Source organism: Burkholderia sp. AU33803 (assembly GCF_002223095.1).
In the GTDB taxonomy this organism is placed as follows: Bacteria; Pseudomonadota; Gammaproteobacteria; order Burkholderiales; family Burkholderiaceae; genus Burkholderia.
The window spans coordinates 1-16,974 of sequence record NZ_NKFJ01000001.1; the positions used below are offsets into that span (position 1 = coordinate 1).

Consider the following 16,974-nt stretch of genomic DNA (forward strand, 5'->3'; position numbering starts at 1 on the left):
ATGAACGATTTCTGGCAACACTGTTCCGCACTGCTGGAGCGCGAGCTGACGCCCCAGCAGTACGTGACGTGGATCAAACCCTTGGCCCCGGTGGCCTTCGATGCGTCGGCGAACACGCTGTCCATCGCCGCGCCGAACCGCTTCAAGCTGGACTGGGTCAAGAGCCAGTTTTCGGGACGGATCAGCGATCTGGCCCGCGAATTCTGGAACACGCCGATCGAAGTCCAGTTCGTCCTCGATCCCAAGGCAGGCATGCGCAGCGCCGCCGGCGCAGCACCGGCCGCCCCGCGCGCGCCGCTGGCTCCGACCGGCCCCGCCGCAACGGTGGCCGCGATCGCCGCCAACCTGACTGCGAATGCTTCGGCAGCGCCCGCCGCGCCGGCCGACGTGCCGATGACGCCGTCGGCAGCCGCCGCGCATCACCTGAACACCGACGACGCCGACATCGACCTGCCGAGCCTGCCCGCGCACGAAGCGGCCGCCGGCCGTCGCACGTGGCGCCCGGGCCCGGGTGCCGCGCCGGCCAACGGCGGCGAAGCCGATTCGATGTACGAACGCTCGAAGCTGAACCCCGTGCTCACGTTCGATAACTTCGTGACCGGTAAGGCAAACCAGCTCGCGCGCGCCGCCGCGATCCAGGTCGCGGACAACCCGGGCATCTCGTACAACCCGCTGTTCCTGTACGGCGGCGTCGGCCTCGGCAAGACCCACCTGATCCACGCGATCGGCAACCAGCTGCTGCTCGACAAGGCCGGCGCGCGAATCCGCTACATCCACGCCGAGCAATACGTGTCGGATGTGGTGAAGGCGTACCAGCGCAAGGCGTTCGACGACTTCAAGCGCTACTACCACTCACTCGACCTGCTGCTGATCGACGATATCCAGTTCTTCTCCGGCAAGTCGCGCACGCAAGAGGAATTCTTCTACGCGTTCGAGGCGCTGGTCGCGAACAAGGCGCAGGTGATCATCACCAGCGACACGTATCCGAAGGAAATCTCGGGCATCGACGATCGCCTGATCTCGCGCTTCGACTCGGGCCTCACCGTCGCGATCGAGCCGCCCGAGCTGGAAATGCGCGTCGCGATCCTGATGCGCAAGGCGCAGTCGGAAGGCGTGAACCTGTCGGAAGACGTCGCGTTCTTCGTCGCGAAGCACCTGCGCTCGAACGTGCGCGAGCTCGAAGGCGCGCTGCGCAAGATCCTCGCGTATTCGAAGTTCCACGGCCGCGAGATCTCGATCGAGCTCACCAAGGAAGCGCTGAAGGACCTGCTGACCGTGCAGAACCGGCAGATTTCGGTCGAGAACATCCAGAAGACCGTCGCCGACTTCTACAACATCAAGGTCGCGGATATGTACTCGAAGAAGCGCCCCGCGAATATCGCGCGGCCGCGGCAGATCGCGATGTATCTCGCGAAGGAACTCACGCAGAAGAGCCTGCCGGAAATCGGCGAGCTGTTCGGCGGGCGCGACCACACCACCGTGCTGCACGCGGTGCGCAAGATCGCCGACGAACGCAGCAAGGACGCGCAGCTCAACCACGAGCTGCACGTGCTGGAACAGACGCTGAAGGGCTGAGCGCGCGGCGCGCTTGATAATTCGGCCTCCGCCCCAATTTAAGGGGGGCGGTTCGGTTTTGAGGCACAATACTGGTTTGACCGCCCCGGTGGTGGTGGGCCAAGAGCCCGGCCGGCGGGGCGCTGCGAGGCTGCTGCGCTGCAGGCCGTTACTCAACGAAGGAACTCTATGCAACTGGTCAAGACCGAACGAGACACCCTCCTCAGGCCGCTGCAAACGGTCAGCGGCATCGTCGAACGCCGCCATACGTTGCCGATCCTCGCCAACCTGCTGATCACCAAGAACGGCTCGGACGTTTCGTTCCTGTCGACCGACCTGGAGCTGCAGATCACCACGCGCGCCGATTTCGGCGTCGGCGGCGACCAGGTCGCGACCACCGTCGCGGCGCGCAAGCTGCTCGACATCCTGCGCGCGATGCCTGACGGCCAGGTCACGCTGTCGCTCGCCGACAAGCGCCTCACCGTTCAATCCGGCAAGAGCCGTTTCGCACTCCAGACGCTGGCGGCCGACGAGTTCCCGACCGTCGCGCAGGCGAAGGATTTCGGCGCCACGCTCACCGTCCCGCAGAAGTCGTTCCGCCAGCTGCTCGGCATGGTGCACTTCGCGATGGCGCAGCAGGACATCCGCTACTACCTGAACGGCATGCTGCTCGTCGTCGACGGCGACCAGCTGATGGCCGTGGCCACCGACGGCCACCGCCTCGCGTTCTCGTCGATGAAGCTCGAAGGCGGCACGTTCGGCCGCCAGGAAGTCATCGTGCCGCGCAAGACGATTCTCGAGCTGCAACGCCTGCTCGAAGACATCGACGACACCGTCACCATCGACATCGCGCAAACCCAGGCCAAGTTCACCTTCGGCCAGGTCGAGCTCGTGTCGAAACTCGTCGAGGGCAAGTTCCCCGACTTCCAGCGCGTGATCCCGAAGGCGCACAAGAACACGTTCGAGATCGGCCGTGAAGAGCTGCAGCGTTCGCTGCAGCGCGCGGCGATCCTGACCTCGGACAAGTTCAAGGGCGTGCGCTGCATCATCGCGCCGGGCCAGCTGAAGATCATGTCGACCAACGCCGATCAGGAAGAGGCGCAGGAAGAACTGGAAATCGCCTACCAGGGCGATACCGTCGACATCGGCTTCAACGTCACGTATCTGCTCGACGTGCTCGCGAACCTGAAGGTCGACACCGTGCAGGTGAGCCTCGGCGACGCCAGCTCGAGCGCGCTGATTACCGTGCCCGAGAACGACGAGTTCAAGTATGTCGTGATGCCGATGCGCATCTGACGCGCGCGACATCACGACACACACCAGGGGGCGGCAAGCCCCTTTGGCGTTTTTATGGCGAACCGACAACCCGTCCCTTTGGTGCCCTAACGGCGCCTAGGACGGGCCAGGAAAACTGGAGCGGCCCGGCGTTTTCGCAAGGAAACGCACCGCGCCGCCGCTTGAGTGGCCTCGCAGAACCGGAAGATATCCATGAGTGAACAGCACAATTCGCAACCCGATAACAGCAGCTACGGCGCCTCGTCGATCCAGATCCTCGAAGGTCTGGAAGCGGTGCGCAAGCGCCCCGGGATGTACATCGGCGACACGTCGGACGGCACCGGTCTGCACCACCTCGTGTTCGAGGTGCTCGACAACTCGATCGACGAAGCGTTGGCCGGGTACTGCAACGACATCCACGTGACGATTCACGCCGACAACTCGATTTCCGTGACCGACAACGGCCGCGGGATTCCGACCGACGTGAAGATGAACGACAAGCACGAGCCGAAGCGTAGTGCTGCGGAAATCGTGATGACCGAGCTGCATGCCGGCGGCAAGTTCGACCAAAACAGCTACAAGGTGTCCGGTGGCCTGCACGGCGTGGGTGTGTCGTGCGTGAACGCGCTGTCGAGCTGGCTGCGCCTCACGGTGCGCCGCGACGGCAAGAAGCGGTTCATGGAGTTCCATCGCGGTGTTGCGCAGGATCGCGTGCTCGAGGTGGTCGATGGCGTGGAAGTGTCGCCGATGCTGGTGACGGGTGACACCGAGAACCGTGGCACCGAAGTGCACTTCATGGCCGATCCGACGATCTTCGGTACGGTCGAGTATCACTACGACATTCTCGCGAAGCGGATGCGTGAGCTCTCGTTCCTGAACAACGGTGTGCGGATTCGCCTCACCGATCTGCGTTCGGGCAAGGAAGACGATTTCGCGTTCGCCGGCGGTGTGAAGGGCTTCGTCGAGTACATCAACAAAACGAAGACCAACCTGCACCCGACCGTGTTCTTCGCCAACGGCGAGAAGGATGGCGTGGGCGTCGAAGTCGCGATGCAGTGGAACGACAGCTACAACGAAAACGTGCTGTGCTTCACGAACAACATTCCGCAGCGCGACGGCGGCACGCACCTGACCGGCCTGCGGGCCGCGATGACGCGCGTCATCAACAAGTACATCACCGACAACGAAATCGCGAAGAAGGCGAAGGTCGAGACGACCGGCGACGACATGCGCGAAGGGCTGTCGTGCGTGCTTTCCGTGAAGGTGCCGGAGCCGAAGTTCAGCTCGCAGACGAAGGACAAGCTGGTTTCGTCCGAGGTTCGTGCGCCGGTTGAAGAAGTTGTGGCGAAGGCGCTGGAAGAGTTCCTGCTCGAAACGCCGATCGACGCGAAGATCATCTGCGGGAAGATCGTCGAAGCTGCTCGTGCGCGTGATGCGGCGCGGAAGGCGCGTGAGATGACGCGCCGCAAGGGCGTGCTCGACGGCGTCGGCCTGCCCGGCAAGCTCGCGGACTGCCAGGAGAAAGACCCGGCGAAGTGCGAAATCTACATCGTCGAGGGTGACTCGGCGGGTGGGTCGGCGAAGCAAGGCCGTGACCGGAAGTTCCAGGCAATCCTGCCGCTGCGCGGCAAGGTGCTGAACGTCGAGAAGGCACGCTACGACAAGCTGCTGTCGTCGGAACAGATCGTCACGCTCGTGACCGCGCTTGGCTGCGGGATCGGCAAAGAGGATTACAACCTCGACAAGCTGCGTTATCACCGCATCATCATCATGACCGACGCGGACGTGGACGGTGCGCACATCCGGACGCTGCTGCTCACGTTCCTGTATCGCCAGATGCCGGACATGATCGAGCGCGGGTACGTGTATATCGCGCAGCCGCCGCTTTACAAGATCAAGGCGGGCAAGGACGAGCGGTATCTGAAGGATGACGTGGAGCTCAACGCGCATATGCTGCGGTTGGCGCTGCAAGGGTCGGAGCTTGTGCCGGGTGAGAACGCGGCGGCGATTTCGGGCGATGCGCTTGGGGAGCTGGCGCGGTCGTATCTGTTGTCGCAGAGCGTGATCGAACGGTTGAGCCGGTTGTATGACCCGGCAGCGCTGGAAGCGGTCATGGATGGGGTGGTGATCGACCTCTCCAACGAGGAATCGACCGAGGCTTCGGCTAAGGCGCTGCACGCTGCGTTGCATGATGAAGCGCTGAAGAATGAAGTGCGGGTTGTGCCTTCGTATGACCCGGTTCGCGAACAGCGCGCGCTGCATGTCGAGCGGACGCATCACGGCAACGTGCGGGTTTCGGTCATCGACCAGGAATTCCAGCACACGGCGGATTATCAGCAGCTCGTGACCACCGCGAATACGTTCAAGGGGCTTATTGGGGAAGGTGCGGTTATCAAGCGCGGGGAGCGCAGCATGGCCGTGGCGGACTTCAAGAGCGCGATGAAGTGGCTGCTAGCGGATGCCGAACGCAACGTCTCCAAACAACGCTATAAGGGGCTCGGCGAGATGAACCCCGAGCAGCTGTGGGAAACGACGATGGATCCGGCAGTGCGGCGACTGCTGCGTGTGCAGATCGAAGACGCGATTGCTGCGGACGGGATCTTTACGACCCTCATGGGGGATGATGTGGAGCCGCGGCGGGCGTTTATCGAGTCGAATGCGTTGCGGGCGGGGAATATTGACGTTTGAACCTGTATTATCGGATGTCACAGAAAATGAAAACTGTACTAGGTAAGTGAAAAATTTCTGGCGCAGTTGGTGAAAAAATCTGACTGCTACTGAGAATCAAACGCCCGGGACACCGGGCGTTGTCTTTGGTGAGCAGTTTGGAGGCGCCGTTGGCGAGGCCGGTAGATGCGCGGCCCAAGAACAACAACAGGCCGAGGTTAGCAAGGGGAGAATGGTAATGGATTGGGGCAGCATCTTTGACGCATACGGCACAAAGACGGTTACGGCAACAGACAAGAAAAAGAACGCATATGTGCCAAACAAGGACCAGCGCTCGGTAATCGAATCCTCTGGCATCGAGCCCGCTAAAGGGCGGCCAGCGCCGGAATTCGTCATCCTCGTACTGTTCGACACGAACGTCAAATCAATCAAGTCGTCCTACTATTATGCCGAGCGCTCGTCTAAAGCAGATCGCGCTCCCGAAGCACGTATGGGCCACGAAATCATCAGTTCATGGCTCAACCAAGGTGACGAAGTTGTCATTGGGAACGTCGGGACGCAACTGTTCGCAATCAAGACCAAAGCCGCACCAAAATCCGTCACAGCTATAACGGCCGAGGTAGTGGCGCGCGCAGACAAGAAGACCGTCCTCGAGCGCGCAAAAGAGGCAAAGGGAAAACCAGAAAAGCAAGAGATACGGCGAAATGACTTCGCCCGAAATCCCTACGTTGTACGAGGCGCGATACTGCGCTCAGCGGGGAAGTGCGAGATGCCGGGGTGCAAGTGCGAGTTGTTCGAAAAGGAAGACGGCACAACATATTTGGAGGTACACCATGTGACCCCATTGAGCGAAGACGGCGACGACACCATGGCCAATGCGGCCGCACTATGCCCCCGCTGCCATCGCGAGCTCCATTTCGGAAAGGAACGACTCACCCTCCGAAAAAAGCTTGCGAGCCATATTGCCGCGAAAAGCTGAGCACGATGGCAACTGCAAGAGCAGCCACGGGCACGCAAGAGCCGTAGCCCCTCTTTCATGTTTCGGGGCACTGACGCTATTCCAAAGATAGAATGCCCGGCACATGGGGCACCAAAAGATACGTTGACGAGATCCGAGCAGGTCAGTGGCGTTGTTTCGCCCTAGCGCATTTACAGCTCAATTGACGTCAACTCTTGGGCTTTTATCCAGTCTGCAAGTAGATTGAAAAAGCTCTCGTCATTTGACTTGATGGCAGTTCGTAAGGAGCATTCCCACACCACAGCGACCCTCCAACCGTCTTGCAGCAACTTAGTCATGTGTTCACGGTCCCTCTCCCGATTCCGGTCCAGTTTCTCCCTCCAGAACTCTGTACGAGATGATGGCATCTTAAATAGAGCACAATTGTGCCGATGCCAGAAGCACCCATGGACGAATACGACTGATTTGTAGCGCGGGAAGACAAGGTCAGGGGTGCCGGCCAGACTGCGGACATGCAGTCGATAGCGAAGACCCCGCCCGTACAATGCCTTGCGGACAACCAGCTCGGGCTTTGTATTCTTACCCCGAATACCTGACATCATCCGACTACGCGTCGCCACGTCTGTGATGTCCGTCATACCCAATACCTATGCCACTACTGGAATTTTAACGGGCCGCGACGGCAGGTTCGGGGTACCCTTCAGAATTGCGGCTGGCTTCTCAGGGGTCTTTGCCACACCCGAGGCCTTTCCATTCATCTTGAGAGCCAGCCTCAGATAGGGTTCCATGGCACTGGCAACCGCCTCCACTGCGGGTACAACCACTGAATTGCCAAATTGTCGATACAACTGGGTGTCAGAGACAGGCAACACAAAGCTGTCCTCGAAACCCATGAGTCGTGCGCATTCACGAGGGGTAAGGCGACGTGGATTGAGGCCTGGGCCACGATGCACGAGAATCTCTGAGCCGTCCTTGTGATAACGGGCCGACAGGGTCCGGGTCGTCTCGTTGCGCGTCACAACAGAACAACCAAAACCATTGCCTGCCTTGGAATGCTTGTCACGATAGGCCTGCAGGTAATTCCAAAGCTTGTCGGTGAGGATGTATTTCGCGTCGACCTTTTCTTCCGGCTCCAAGATGGAGCCCAACTTGACAGAACCCGGTTCTGGCCATGCAGACTCATCGGGCCATTCGAACCCCACATCCTCACGAAAACCCACGATATAAATCCGCTCACGATGCTGCGGCGTCCATCGCTTGCCATCGATAACCTTCCAACTGATGTGATAACCAAGTTCCTTTTCTAGCACGTGCTGAATGACACGGAAGGTATGTCCCTTGTTGTGGGAAACGAGGTTCTTCACGTTCTCCAGCATGAAGGCTGCCGGACGTTTTTCCTTCAGAATTTCAGCAACACGGAAAAATAAGGTGCCCTGTGCGTCGCAAGCGAATCCATGAGTCCGCCCCAGCGCGTTCTTCTTCGAAACGCCAGCCAGCGAAAATGGCTGACAAGGGAACCCGCCCACTAGGACGTCATGGTCGGGAATGACATCAAGTGGAACAGACCAGATATCCCCTGCGATATCTGCTTCTGTCTCGTTATGGTTGGCTGCGTAGGTGATACGGGCGAATTTGTCCCACTCGCTGGTAAAGACGCACTTTCCGCCAATATATTCAAATCCTCTTCTGATGCCACCAATGCCGGCAAAGAGGTCGATGAAGGTGAATTTTGGAACTGCCATACGTAGCTTTCAGTAGTTGTTCATCGCCTGGAGCGTGACAAAATTAATTTCCCCAGGATTCCTGGCGGCCACTTGGCAAAAAAAACAAATAGCCTGTCCGGACGCCTCAAAGAACCTGCCCTTCGAACTGACCTAGCCCTGCCAACGACAACGTTCTTCGCGTGTCAGACATCCGCACCACCCAGCCAACAGCGACGGCCGTTGCATTTCGACAGCGTCGGAATGCGTACTGCTCCATAAGGAGTCAAGTGACATCTATCCTGTCTGAGATACCCACTTTCATGACGCTGAAGCAGCCGGCTGAATCGCTCTCCCACGGCTGCATACCGCAAAGGCGCGTCCCAGCTAACCCTTGCCTTCAAGCTTACGGGCGAAAAGAAGATTCTGCCCCGGCAAGAATTTCCTAGAAGTTTGCATCACTTTACCAGGTCCTGCTCCGATTCGCCAGGAATGCGACAAAAGGCTTCAGTGGCCCCGCGGCCTAGCGGCTTTGCGGGCATCCAGCTGGGCACGCAGCTCCTCCACAACTGTTGGAGGGTCCGTCCGGTGAACCATTGCGTGACAGTTGCTGCAAAGCGGCACCAAGTCCCTGACGGGGTCAACAACGTAATCGCCTCCCAGTTTCGAGACAGGCGTGCGATGATGTACCTCGATGTAGCCATCCCCCAAGTCGCCGTAGAAATCAGCGAAATCGAAGCCACAGCACTGACATCGGAGTCCGTAGTGCTCGATGCAGGCAGCCCGATTGACGGGGCTGCGCTCATAGCGGTTTACCTCAACCCGGAGCTTGGCGCCCTCTGGCAAACCCTTGACGGCGTTATCCGGGGCCGCATCGCTCTCTTCGCCAATACCCGTTAAGGCCAAAACAAGAGCGAGGCAGGACGAAGCGACGTGGAAGGCCGTTGCCACTATTTCGTCAGCCGTCTTGCCTGAACGAAATCGGCTAGAGACGTCAATCTCAACACGGGTCCAAGGGTCCTTCCGGGTAAGGTAGCTCTCGTCATCGTTGCCGTTAATGGCCACGTAAACCTGCGCCCCAGAAGCCTCAGCAGCCGCTCGGGCACGAAAGAACGCCTTTTTCTGACCGTCACTGGCCTCCGACATGCCGCGCAGTAGCGCGCCAGCGAAATTGTCGGCTTTGAAAGATGCCTCAAACTGCCTATGCGTTCTGGAGAGGAGAATGGCGAAGCCATTGCCCTGCTCCAGCTCCACTGGACGCAACGCCTCGAAGTCGCCGCCATCAACAGTCTCTGACTGAGAATACAGAGCAACTTGGAACCTACCTTCGAGCTTGCGCCGCAACACCTCAATATCAAGCCCTTCCGACATCAGCTATCCTCGTTGTCGACCGGGTCCGGCAAATCGGCCACCAGCTTCTTGAGATTGCGTGAGACCTCGATTCGAAACTCTTCAAATGCCTCCTGGTTGTCCGGATTGATATTGTTGAGTTCGGCTTGAGCAAGCGCCCAAAGCAGGTAGTCCATGGCTTGGACGACTGTACTGTTGGCCTTGTTGGGCAAATATGCTTTTGTGTAGAAGGGGTGGCCCGTGTTAAGGGCTACCGCCGCCTTGCTGTTCTTGCCAATGGTGGGCTCCCAAAGCACCCCATGCTCGAGAGTTCCACTGGTAACCACGTGGGCACTGCCAATGTCATCCGAATTCAGCAAGCGAACCGTGGTCGTGGTCACGCCCGAATTGTTGTTGACCGTAACCATGCCGGTTTTTTCGTCAACCTGAGCGACCGCTGCAGTCTTGAGTGCGGAGGCCTTCTGCTCGATAACGTTGCTGGCCGGAGTGTGGAGCAGAACAGCCGCCCCCTTGGCAACTCCAGCGGCCCCTTTGCGGTACCGGGTTTCCGCCTCTCGCCGCGGCCCCGCAAGAAATTTGTCGCGCAGCCATTCGTAAAGACCTGAATTCAGCTCGATACGGGATTTCTTGATGTCCACCTGGAATGCGTTATCAAGAGAGTGGTCAAACGACAGCTCGACACGGAGCAAGGAGTAGTGGGGTTCCTGCTTAAACATGTTCATCCAGTCAGGACCGTGAATGAGCCGGTTTTCCCGGTAGATGTATAGCCCCTGACGCTCATTCGAGATACGCGCCGCGATGCGATTCACATCAGAAGAGAACTCTTCTTTTCGCGGTAGCACGAAAGCTCGAACGATGAACGAGGTCTGCGTTCCATCCGGAAGCTGCACGTCCATCTTCTTTTCAGCGATTGATTCCTTGGTTTCTACAATGCAAAACGGGTCCCATGCGGCAATAGACGTACCATTGAGCTTGATATGAACGTTTCGCTCGCGAGCATCATTGGCATCAAGGAAGCGCTGAAAGACAATCGCGATGTGGTCGCGAAGAACAGCTTCCAGCTTTTCAACAGTCTTCCGAATAGGTTGCCCCTCAGGTGCAGCGATTCGGTCAATATTCTCCCAAAGCACAACCGTACCAGACGCTCCCAGCGCAACCTCATCAAGCAGTTGTTTGTGAGCTGCATCAGCAGCGGCAATTTCGAGGTTCCAGCTATTCGAAGCTGCCATGTCATCAAGGTCCCACGTGGCCCGCAGCGCTGGAGACTCGCCTGAGTCACGTGAGATAACCGACAGACGCCGACAAAAGGCCGTTGAAGCCGTCTTAAGCCCCAAACCAAACTTGCCAAGGCTCTTGGCATTCGCTCGCTTGCTGGAGCCGTACTTCATGGCGTTGACGAGACCTTCTTCGTTCATGCCGTGGCCGTTGTCCATGATGGAAATAACGACGCTGTCTGCGAAGTCGACTTCTAATCGAACGTGAATCTTATCGGCACCGGCTGCGATGGAATTGTCGAGGATGTCCGCGACGGCAGCATTGAAATCGTACCCAGTATCTCGCAGGCCCTCGCTGATACGGGCCACGTCAGGTGGTACGCTGATATGTTTTTCTGTCATAGGATGCTCTAAAATCTGTTAGCGCGATTGGATAATCGTCCAGCCTCCACCCAAGACAAGGGTGTTATCGTCTATTTCTGAACCATATGACGCGTTCGAGCGGATAATATCCACTTCAAATGAAGCGTTTTCGTCGCGAGAAAAGACAAGTACGTCATCAACCTTGGCGTCAATTGCACGCATGAACTTCGTCATTCCAGTGAGGCGGTATTCATTACGCGTGCCTTCTTTGAACAGTTTGTTGTTGTAATATATAAAGTTAAATTCCCATCGTTCGCGATTTTCACGCTCAAATACGACGAGCTTCATCCTCGGATTTTTCACCGATTTGTCGAGCGCGGGAAAGAACAAGAGAATATGCTCTTCCTTGGGAACCAGAATACCCGCCTGATGGCCACCGGTAGTCCCAACGTCGTTAGGACTAAGCTTCTTCCGAATTTCTGCTGTCATTGGTCACAAATCCATTTTTTGGTCAGCGGTGAAACGTGCAGCGCCTGCGCAATGGCCATGGGGTCGATGTCTCCCTCGTGACCAGTTACAGCTTCACGGGCAAGATCTTGCTTGAAGGCTGCCGCGCTTCTAATCACATCCTCTACCGTCTGGACGTAGAATAAATGATGAATCGTCACTGGCCTTGTCTGCTTTCTTCTGTAGGAACGCGCCGACGCCTGAGCCGTTAGTGCTGGGTTCCACTCCGGGTTATAGTGAATCACGTGGTTGGCCGTCGTGATATTAAGGCCGGATCCAGCTGCCTTCGGATTTAGGAAGAGTACGCCATACCCTCGGTGCTCAAAGAACCGGTCGACGACGGTCTGCCGCATAGTCCCCTCGACCCGTCCATCGATAAAGTCAAAGAATGCCTTTGGAAATCGCCTCGGCATATCAGACATAAAAAGATTTGCCATAGCCTGATATGTAGAGAAAATGAGTGCTTTCTCCCCTCCACTAAAGATTTCCTCTAGAAGCTCCACCGTCCGCTCGTATTTAGGCATTTCGATGGACGGATCCGCGTGCCAACTACCCACAAGTAGAGGGTGGGCGCACAGCATGCGAAGCCGTGTCGTGGCGACCAGTCCCCCCGTCGGCCCAAATTCCTCCAAAGTCCGCTTACGCAGAGCCTCATATACCTGAGCAAGGTGCAATGGCATCTGCAAGGCCTGTGGCACTTCAATCCGCTCGGGCAGGTCCTGCGCAACGTCCATCACCTTGCGCCGCAACAGCATCGGGGCAACAATGGGCGCTAACCGGACAGCGTCCTCTATCTCGTTGCCAAATTGGGAAAGGAATGCGTTCCGTCCACCCAGTAATCCGGGCATGGCGAAGTCCGCCAAAGACCATAGGTCATCAATGCGGTTCTCCAGCGGCGTACCGGTTACGGCAATCGAGACCCTGCGAGGCAGCCGCTTCACGGTAACTGTCCTCTGTGCCTCGGGGTTCTTAATAGCTTGTGCCTCATCAAGTACGATGACGTTCCACGCTATCTGGCTGAGTATTTCCTCGTCGCGCATTGCTGTGTCATAAGAGACGAGAATGACGTCAGTGCTCTGTAGCCGGGCGGATATGCCGGCCCGGCCTGCTCCGGCGTGAAGCGAGACAGTGAGCGTAGGCGCAAAGGACGCGAACTCTCTCCGCCAGTTTTCGAGTAGTGTTGCTGGAGCAACGACAAGGGCCGGCCCACGCCCAGCATTCTTCTCAATCTGCAGCAGCGCAATAACCTGCGCGGTCTTACCCAATCCCATCTCGTCACCAAGGATGCAACCAACGCCCTGCTCAGCCACAAGGGACAGAAAGGCAACGCCCGACAACTGGTATGGGTAGAGAACTCCGGAGAAGCCTGCAATCGGCGCCCGCGGCTCATCAATGACTGATTTCGCGGCATCGAAGATTACTTCATCGAATACCGCAAACGGCGTCTCCTTTTGAGCTCGCAGGGCGACTAGATCACCGACGGTGATGAGCCCATCGGGCTGCACTCCCACAATCTCCAGCCAGTCCAAAGCCGCCCGCACCAGGTCCGCCCTGATGGCGTACCAGCGACCGTCGTGAATGAGCTGGTCGCTCTCGCCATGTACTCGAACAAAGCCCGCGTCCGTAGCGTGACCAAAAGTGAGTCGGAGGTTGCGGCCATCACTCCCCGAAAGACGAACTGCCGGCTGGGCCGGCGCCCGCGAGAACGTCAACGAAGAAATGTCGTCTAGAGGGCTCCGGACAGCCTCATCGGCACAGACACGCAGACGGCCGAAGATCGCCCTGAAAATGTCAATCGCTGGGGGGACCACGCGCTCTCCCGATGCTTTCTTAAGGAGAATTTGGCAGTTTTCGACCACCCACGTTGCAGTATTCATGCCAGTGATTTTGAGTCCTGTAATAAATTCGCGCGAACGTGGTTTACATTTCCCACATTCGTGTCCCAGCGTACCCGCTATTGTATGTGTGAAGATGGATGTCGGCCGATATAGAGACCGAATTACTTATCTTCCTTAGCTGGCATCCAAGTCGCGCAGCTTGCTGATCTGGCACAGGTGCATTCGAGTTACGGCGGAAGGCCGCGCAACGCAAGCTACAGAATGGTCTGTTCATCCCCTACCGAATACGTCCGTCAGTTGGGCCTACAGGCCCAACTGACGGACAAACAGAGCGCCGAAGACCAACATTGCCTTTGGCACTGAAACACGGCACCGCTCAACACTGGAACGGACTCTACACCGTCACCGTACTAAACGCGGAGAGCAAGTCACATCCGCTTTCGATAGCGAGCGTCCCTTGTTCGTACCGCTTCAAGCCATTCCGCCCATTCCTTTCCACTCAAGTAGAAGTCGGTAGACGAACGCTGACGTTGGATAAATACGTCCTGTTCCGCCAGCCCCAAACTCTCCCAATACCTATCCCACACATTCTCATACCAGTACTGCGCCTCACCCTGCAGGTTGCATATCAGCGGCCCGAGCTCGTACCAAGCAAGCCACGGCGGCGGCGGATTGAATCGAGATGCTGACACCGAGCGAACAAGCTCGGCATCGTTCGTCAGCAAGCTGACCTGCTTGCCGGAGTAACGGTCAACACTGGAAAAGAAGGTGTGAAGCGATCCGTCTCGCTCGAACTGACAGGGCCCTACTCGCTCCCTACCCGTGTCCACTAGATTGGCGTAGACGGGAAACTGTTCGACCTCAACATCCTGCGTCACGTAGAAAGCGTTCACCCCGAGATCTCCCGTCCATACCGCACCGGGATAGTCGGGAAACGACTCGGATCGAAGTGCCGCCGGCGTCCCCGCAAACACCTCGCACAGGTTCGCCAGATTCACCTCAAATAGCTGCTCGATTGCCTGCTGCCGCTGCTTGAACAGATCGCGCGATGCACGCCGAAGCTGGCGCGCATCCACAAAATCCCCAAACACCTTCTTCAAAATCGACACATCTGCTCCTCGTCATTTACCGACGATCTCGTCAGCGGCAAACCCGCCCCCAAGATATCCAATAGACCCGAATACGAGGCCACCAACGAGTCCCGTGATCACAGCGCCAGGTCCGGTCTCGATACCCACCAGCACTCCCGCAGCCGCTCCGATCCTCCATCCGGCAATAGCACCTCCCCAGCCGCCCATCTGCCGAATCACCTCTTTCTCGATCGGCTTCACGGACTTCGCCTTGAACGATTCGTTCGTCGCAACAGCAAGATCGTACGCGGTGAATCCGATCCCGATGACCTGGACCACCCGTGCAAATTTCACCAACCCGAGTGTGACGGCCAGCCCGCGTCTGGTGTATATCCCTGACGGCGGAACCATTGGATTCGGCTTGATGAGGACTTCCTTGTCGAGTCCGTCGGCGTAGCTCTTTATACGAGCTATCCGGTTTTTCAGGTGCGGGTACTGTGCCGCGTATCGATCCAGCTCGAGCTTGATCTCCTGCGTCGTCACAAGCTTCGCGCCTGCGCGCCTGGCCTGGGCGATATCGACGTAAAGCACCTTGCCCTTGAATCGATCAGCGCCACCCGGAAATTCGCTACTGGCAGAAATGTAGCTCGTCAGTTTGTCGTAGCCCATCACATGTTCGGCAATGCTCGCGCTCGAACCCGGGCCCCTAGGCCACAGCCCATATTTTTCGGGGTGCACCTCTCGCATCGCGTCGAGCGGCCCTAGCCGCAGCGCCCGCAAATAAGGATCGTGAATGGTCGTGTAGCAGCGTCGAACGAGAAACCCATCCTTGCCCGGCTCGTCCACCACCACGAGCACGAATACCCGGGCGGGCATCAAGTGGCCGAGGACGTCGTATTGCGAACCCGCGTGATCGTTCGTCGGTGTTCGATAAAGGTAGTCGCTCATCGCGCCCACCTTTGCAGCGCCTGGAAGCCAATCGCAATGTCGAGCTGCTGAGGATTGTCAGTATGAACGCGAGGGCAGCGCCCCTGACTATCAGTTAGTCCTTTGTACGTGACGCCAGATGCAGTTCGAATGTGATAAGGCACACCGGATAGAGGCTTGCCGCCATGGTCAACGACTCGCACTCGCTCGTCGCACGATTCGAGACGACGCTCCGGAAGTGGATTCCCTGCCGGGCAGAAGCCCAGTTCGGCCAGCTCTCTGGCGGTGAACCTCATCGAAGAGGTATCTTGAGATGCCCGCATGACAGGGTGCGGGTGGCAACGGCAAGCGCAGAGATCACCGTCAAGCGCAGCGTGCTTGCCCATGAGTGAATCTGGCCATCGTGGCCCCTGGCCCACGATAACGCCGGTCGACTCGCACGCGGAGCAGTAAACTTTGGCGCCGAGAAAGGTAACCGGCGTACCGTGATGCATAAAGAAGTCCATGCCCTCGAGGACGACTCCGCCGTTCGACGAGCGGTCTCCCTTCTTTAGATAGAACCGTTTCATTATGCTTCGCCTTATTTTATTAGGTATGCGAATTCATATCATTGCTCTCGTCGGCAAACCATTGGACGGGTACGAAAGTCTCTCTATATCCATTGCATCTCTTCTTTACTGATCGGCCATTTGGCTATCCAACAGCTAATTCGATTTATGAGATGCCCCACGAACTAAACTGTTCGTAGCGCGCGCGATAGAAAAGATAGCTGCGCTAGAAATCGCGAACTAGAAGGAAGGCTGAAGAGAGAGCAAAGCAGTAAAAGCGCGGGCCGCATGGGCTGCCACCCATACGACCCGCTGACCACAACCAACTCGATACAGGAGTCGGAAGATGGCTAACGCCTATAGTAAGTCACGTCCCAAGAAGCTCAAACAGCATCCCGAGGTCGAGCTGACCCTCGGCAACAAGCCTGACCTTCCCCAGGATGGCCAACCGTACATGCCATGGATGCGCGCCATCGACGCGCATTTCGAGATGTTCGGATTCAAACCGGGTGATCGCGTCTATCTTCGGTTCAGCTTTGCTTCCCGAAGGGTCATCATCACGCCCGACTACAGCGCGCTGAACTGGCGAGAGCAGCCCTATGGTGCAGCGGCCCAAGAAGAGGATGAGGCAGAGGACTACGCAGCGCTGGCCGCTTTGCGCGGCTCTACTGCCTGGTGATGGCTCGGCGTGAAGCACTTCGGCACACGCGTTGACGCAAATGGTCCGCTGTGAGGCTGCAGGCAACTTCAACAATCGTCACAACAGACGAGAAGTTGCGTTCCGTCTTCTCCGCATCCTGCGGCATCGCGATGCATCAATCCATGCAGCACGACATGCAGCCATGCCGAATACGCCGCACGCATTTCCGCCGCACCAATGCAAAAACCCCCGCCTTTCGGGCGGGGGTTCTTGGCTTAGGGAGCCTGACGATTACCTACTTTCACACGGGAATCCGCACTATCATCGGCGTAGAGTCGTTTCACGGTCCTGTTCGGGATGGGA

The 16,974-nt window shown here is 57.9% G+C and carries 15 protein-coding genes; 6 read left to right on the forward strand and 9 right to left on the reverse strand.

Annotated features, from left to right (window positions below; translation table 11 throughout):
• From dnaA to CFB41_RS38865, 4 genes are all read left to right on the forward strand, one after another.
• The coding region (dnaA, locus tag CFB41_RS00005) for a chromosomal replication initiator protein DnaA (protein ID WP_089455285.1) at positions 1-1,575 on the forward strand (1,575 nt) is incomplete at its 5' end.
• A gap of 168 nt (positions 1,576-1,743) precedes the next feature.
• The gene (dnaN, locus tag CFB41_RS00010) at positions 1,744-2,850 is read left to right on the forward strand and encodes a DNA polymerase III subunit beta (RefSeq protein WP_039364632.1); all 1,107 of its coding nucleotides are present in this window, start codon (positions 1,744-1,746) and stop codon (positions 2,848-2,850) included.
• A 192-nt stretch (positions 2,851-3,042) separates the two neighbouring features.
• The gene (gene gyrB, locus CFB41_RS00015) at positions 3,043-5,517 is read left to right on the forward strand and encodes a DNA topoisomerase (ATP-hydrolyzing) subunit B (protein WP_039364634.1); all 2,475 of its coding nucleotides are present in this window, start codon (positions 3,043-3,045) and stop codon (positions 5,515-5,517) included.
• Between the two features lie 217 nt (positions 5,518-5,734).
• On the forward strand, positions 5,735-6,475 hold the full coding sequence (locus tag CFB41_RS38865; protein ID WP_306427064.1) for an HNH endonuclease signature motif containing protein: 741 nt from the start codon (positions 5,735-5,737) through the stop codon (positions 6,473-6,475).
• Positions 6,476-6,645: 170 nt separating this feature from the next.
• On the opposite strand, the gene CFB41_RS00025 is transcribed toward CFB41_RS38865, so the two are convergent.
• The 9 genes from CFB41_RS00025 to CFB41_RS38915 form a co-directional block, all read right to left on the reverse strand.
• Positions 6,646-7,092: a very short patch repair endonuclease gene (locus CFB41_RS00025; RefSeq protein ID WP_089455287.1), complete on the reverse strand. Its 447-nt coding sequence runs from the start codon at positions 7,090-7,092 to the stop codon at positions 6,646-6,648.
• Between the two features lie 9 nt (positions 7,093-7,101).
• On the reverse strand, positions 7,102-8,196 hold the full coding sequence (gene dcm / locus CFB41_RS00030; RefSeq protein WP_089455288.1) for a DNA (cytosine-5-)-methyltransferase: 1,095 nt from the start codon (positions 8,194-8,196) through the stop codon (positions 7,102-7,104).
• A gap of 465 nt (positions 8,197-8,661) precedes the next feature.
• Positions 8,662-9,525 (reverse strand): HNH endonuclease, encoded by an 864-nt coding sequence (locus CFB41_RS00035; RefSeq protein ID WP_089455289.1) that lies wholly within the window; start codon positions 9,523-9,525, stop codon positions 8,662-8,664.
• Entirely contained in the window at positions 9,525-11,120 is a 1,596-nt protein-coding gene (locus tag CFB41_RS00040) for an ATP-binding protein (RefSeq protein ID WP_089455290.1), read from the reverse strand. Before CFB41_RS00040 ends, CFB41_RS00035 begins: the two co-directional genes overlap by 1 nt.
• Positions 11,121-11,138: 18 nt before the next feature.
• Positions 11,139-11,570 (reverse strand): EcoRII N-terminal effector-binding domain-containing protein, encoded by a 432-nt coding sequence (locus tag CFB41_RS00045; RefSeq protein ID WP_089455291.1) that lies wholly within the window; start codon positions 11,568-11,570, stop codon positions 11,139-11,141.
• Entirely contained in the window at positions 11,567-13,465 is a 1,899-nt protein-coding gene (locus tag CFB41_RS00050) for a DEAD/DEAH box helicase (RefSeq protein WP_089455292.1), read from the reverse strand. Before CFB41_RS00050 ends, CFB41_RS00045 begins: the two co-directional genes overlap by 4 nt.
• Before the next feature lie 389 nt (positions 13,466-13,854).
• Positions 13,855-14,535, reverse strand: a complete 681-nt coding sequence (locus CFB41_RS00055; protein WP_089455293.1) for a hypothetical protein — start codon at positions 14,533-14,535, stop codon at positions 13,855-13,857.
• Positions 14,536-14,547: 12 nt separating this feature from the next.
• A complete protein-coding gene (locus tag CFB41_RS00060) occupies positions 14,548-15,444 on the reverse strand; it encodes a hypothetical protein (protein WP_089455296.1) in 897 nt (298 codons plus the stop codon).
• Positions 15,441-15,992: a PAAR domain-containing protein gene (locus tag CFB41_RS38915; RefSeq protein ID WP_089455294.1), complete on the reverse strand. Its 552-nt coding sequence runs from the start codon at positions 15,990-15,992 to the stop codon at positions 15,441-15,443. The genes CFB41_RS00060 and CFB41_RS38915 overlap by 4 nt, the downstream gene beginning before the upstream one ends.
• A 325-nt stretch (positions 15,993-16,317) precedes the next feature.
• On the opposite strand from CFB41_RS38915, the gene CFB41_RS00070 reads away from it, so the two are divergent.
• Both CFB41_RS00070 and CFB41_RS38425 read left to right on the forward strand, forming a co-directional pair.
• Complete coding sequence (locus tag CFB41_RS00070; RefSeq protein WP_089455295.1) at positions 16,318-16,650, forward strand: hypothetical protein; 333 nt, start codon at positions 16,318-16,320, stop codon at positions 16,648-16,650.
• A 143-nt stretch (positions 16,651-16,793) separates the two neighbouring features.
• A partial coding sequence (locus tag CFB41_RS38425) for a hypothetical protein (protein WP_218828670.1) occupies positions 16,794-16,974 on the forward strand: 181 nt, incomplete at its 3' end.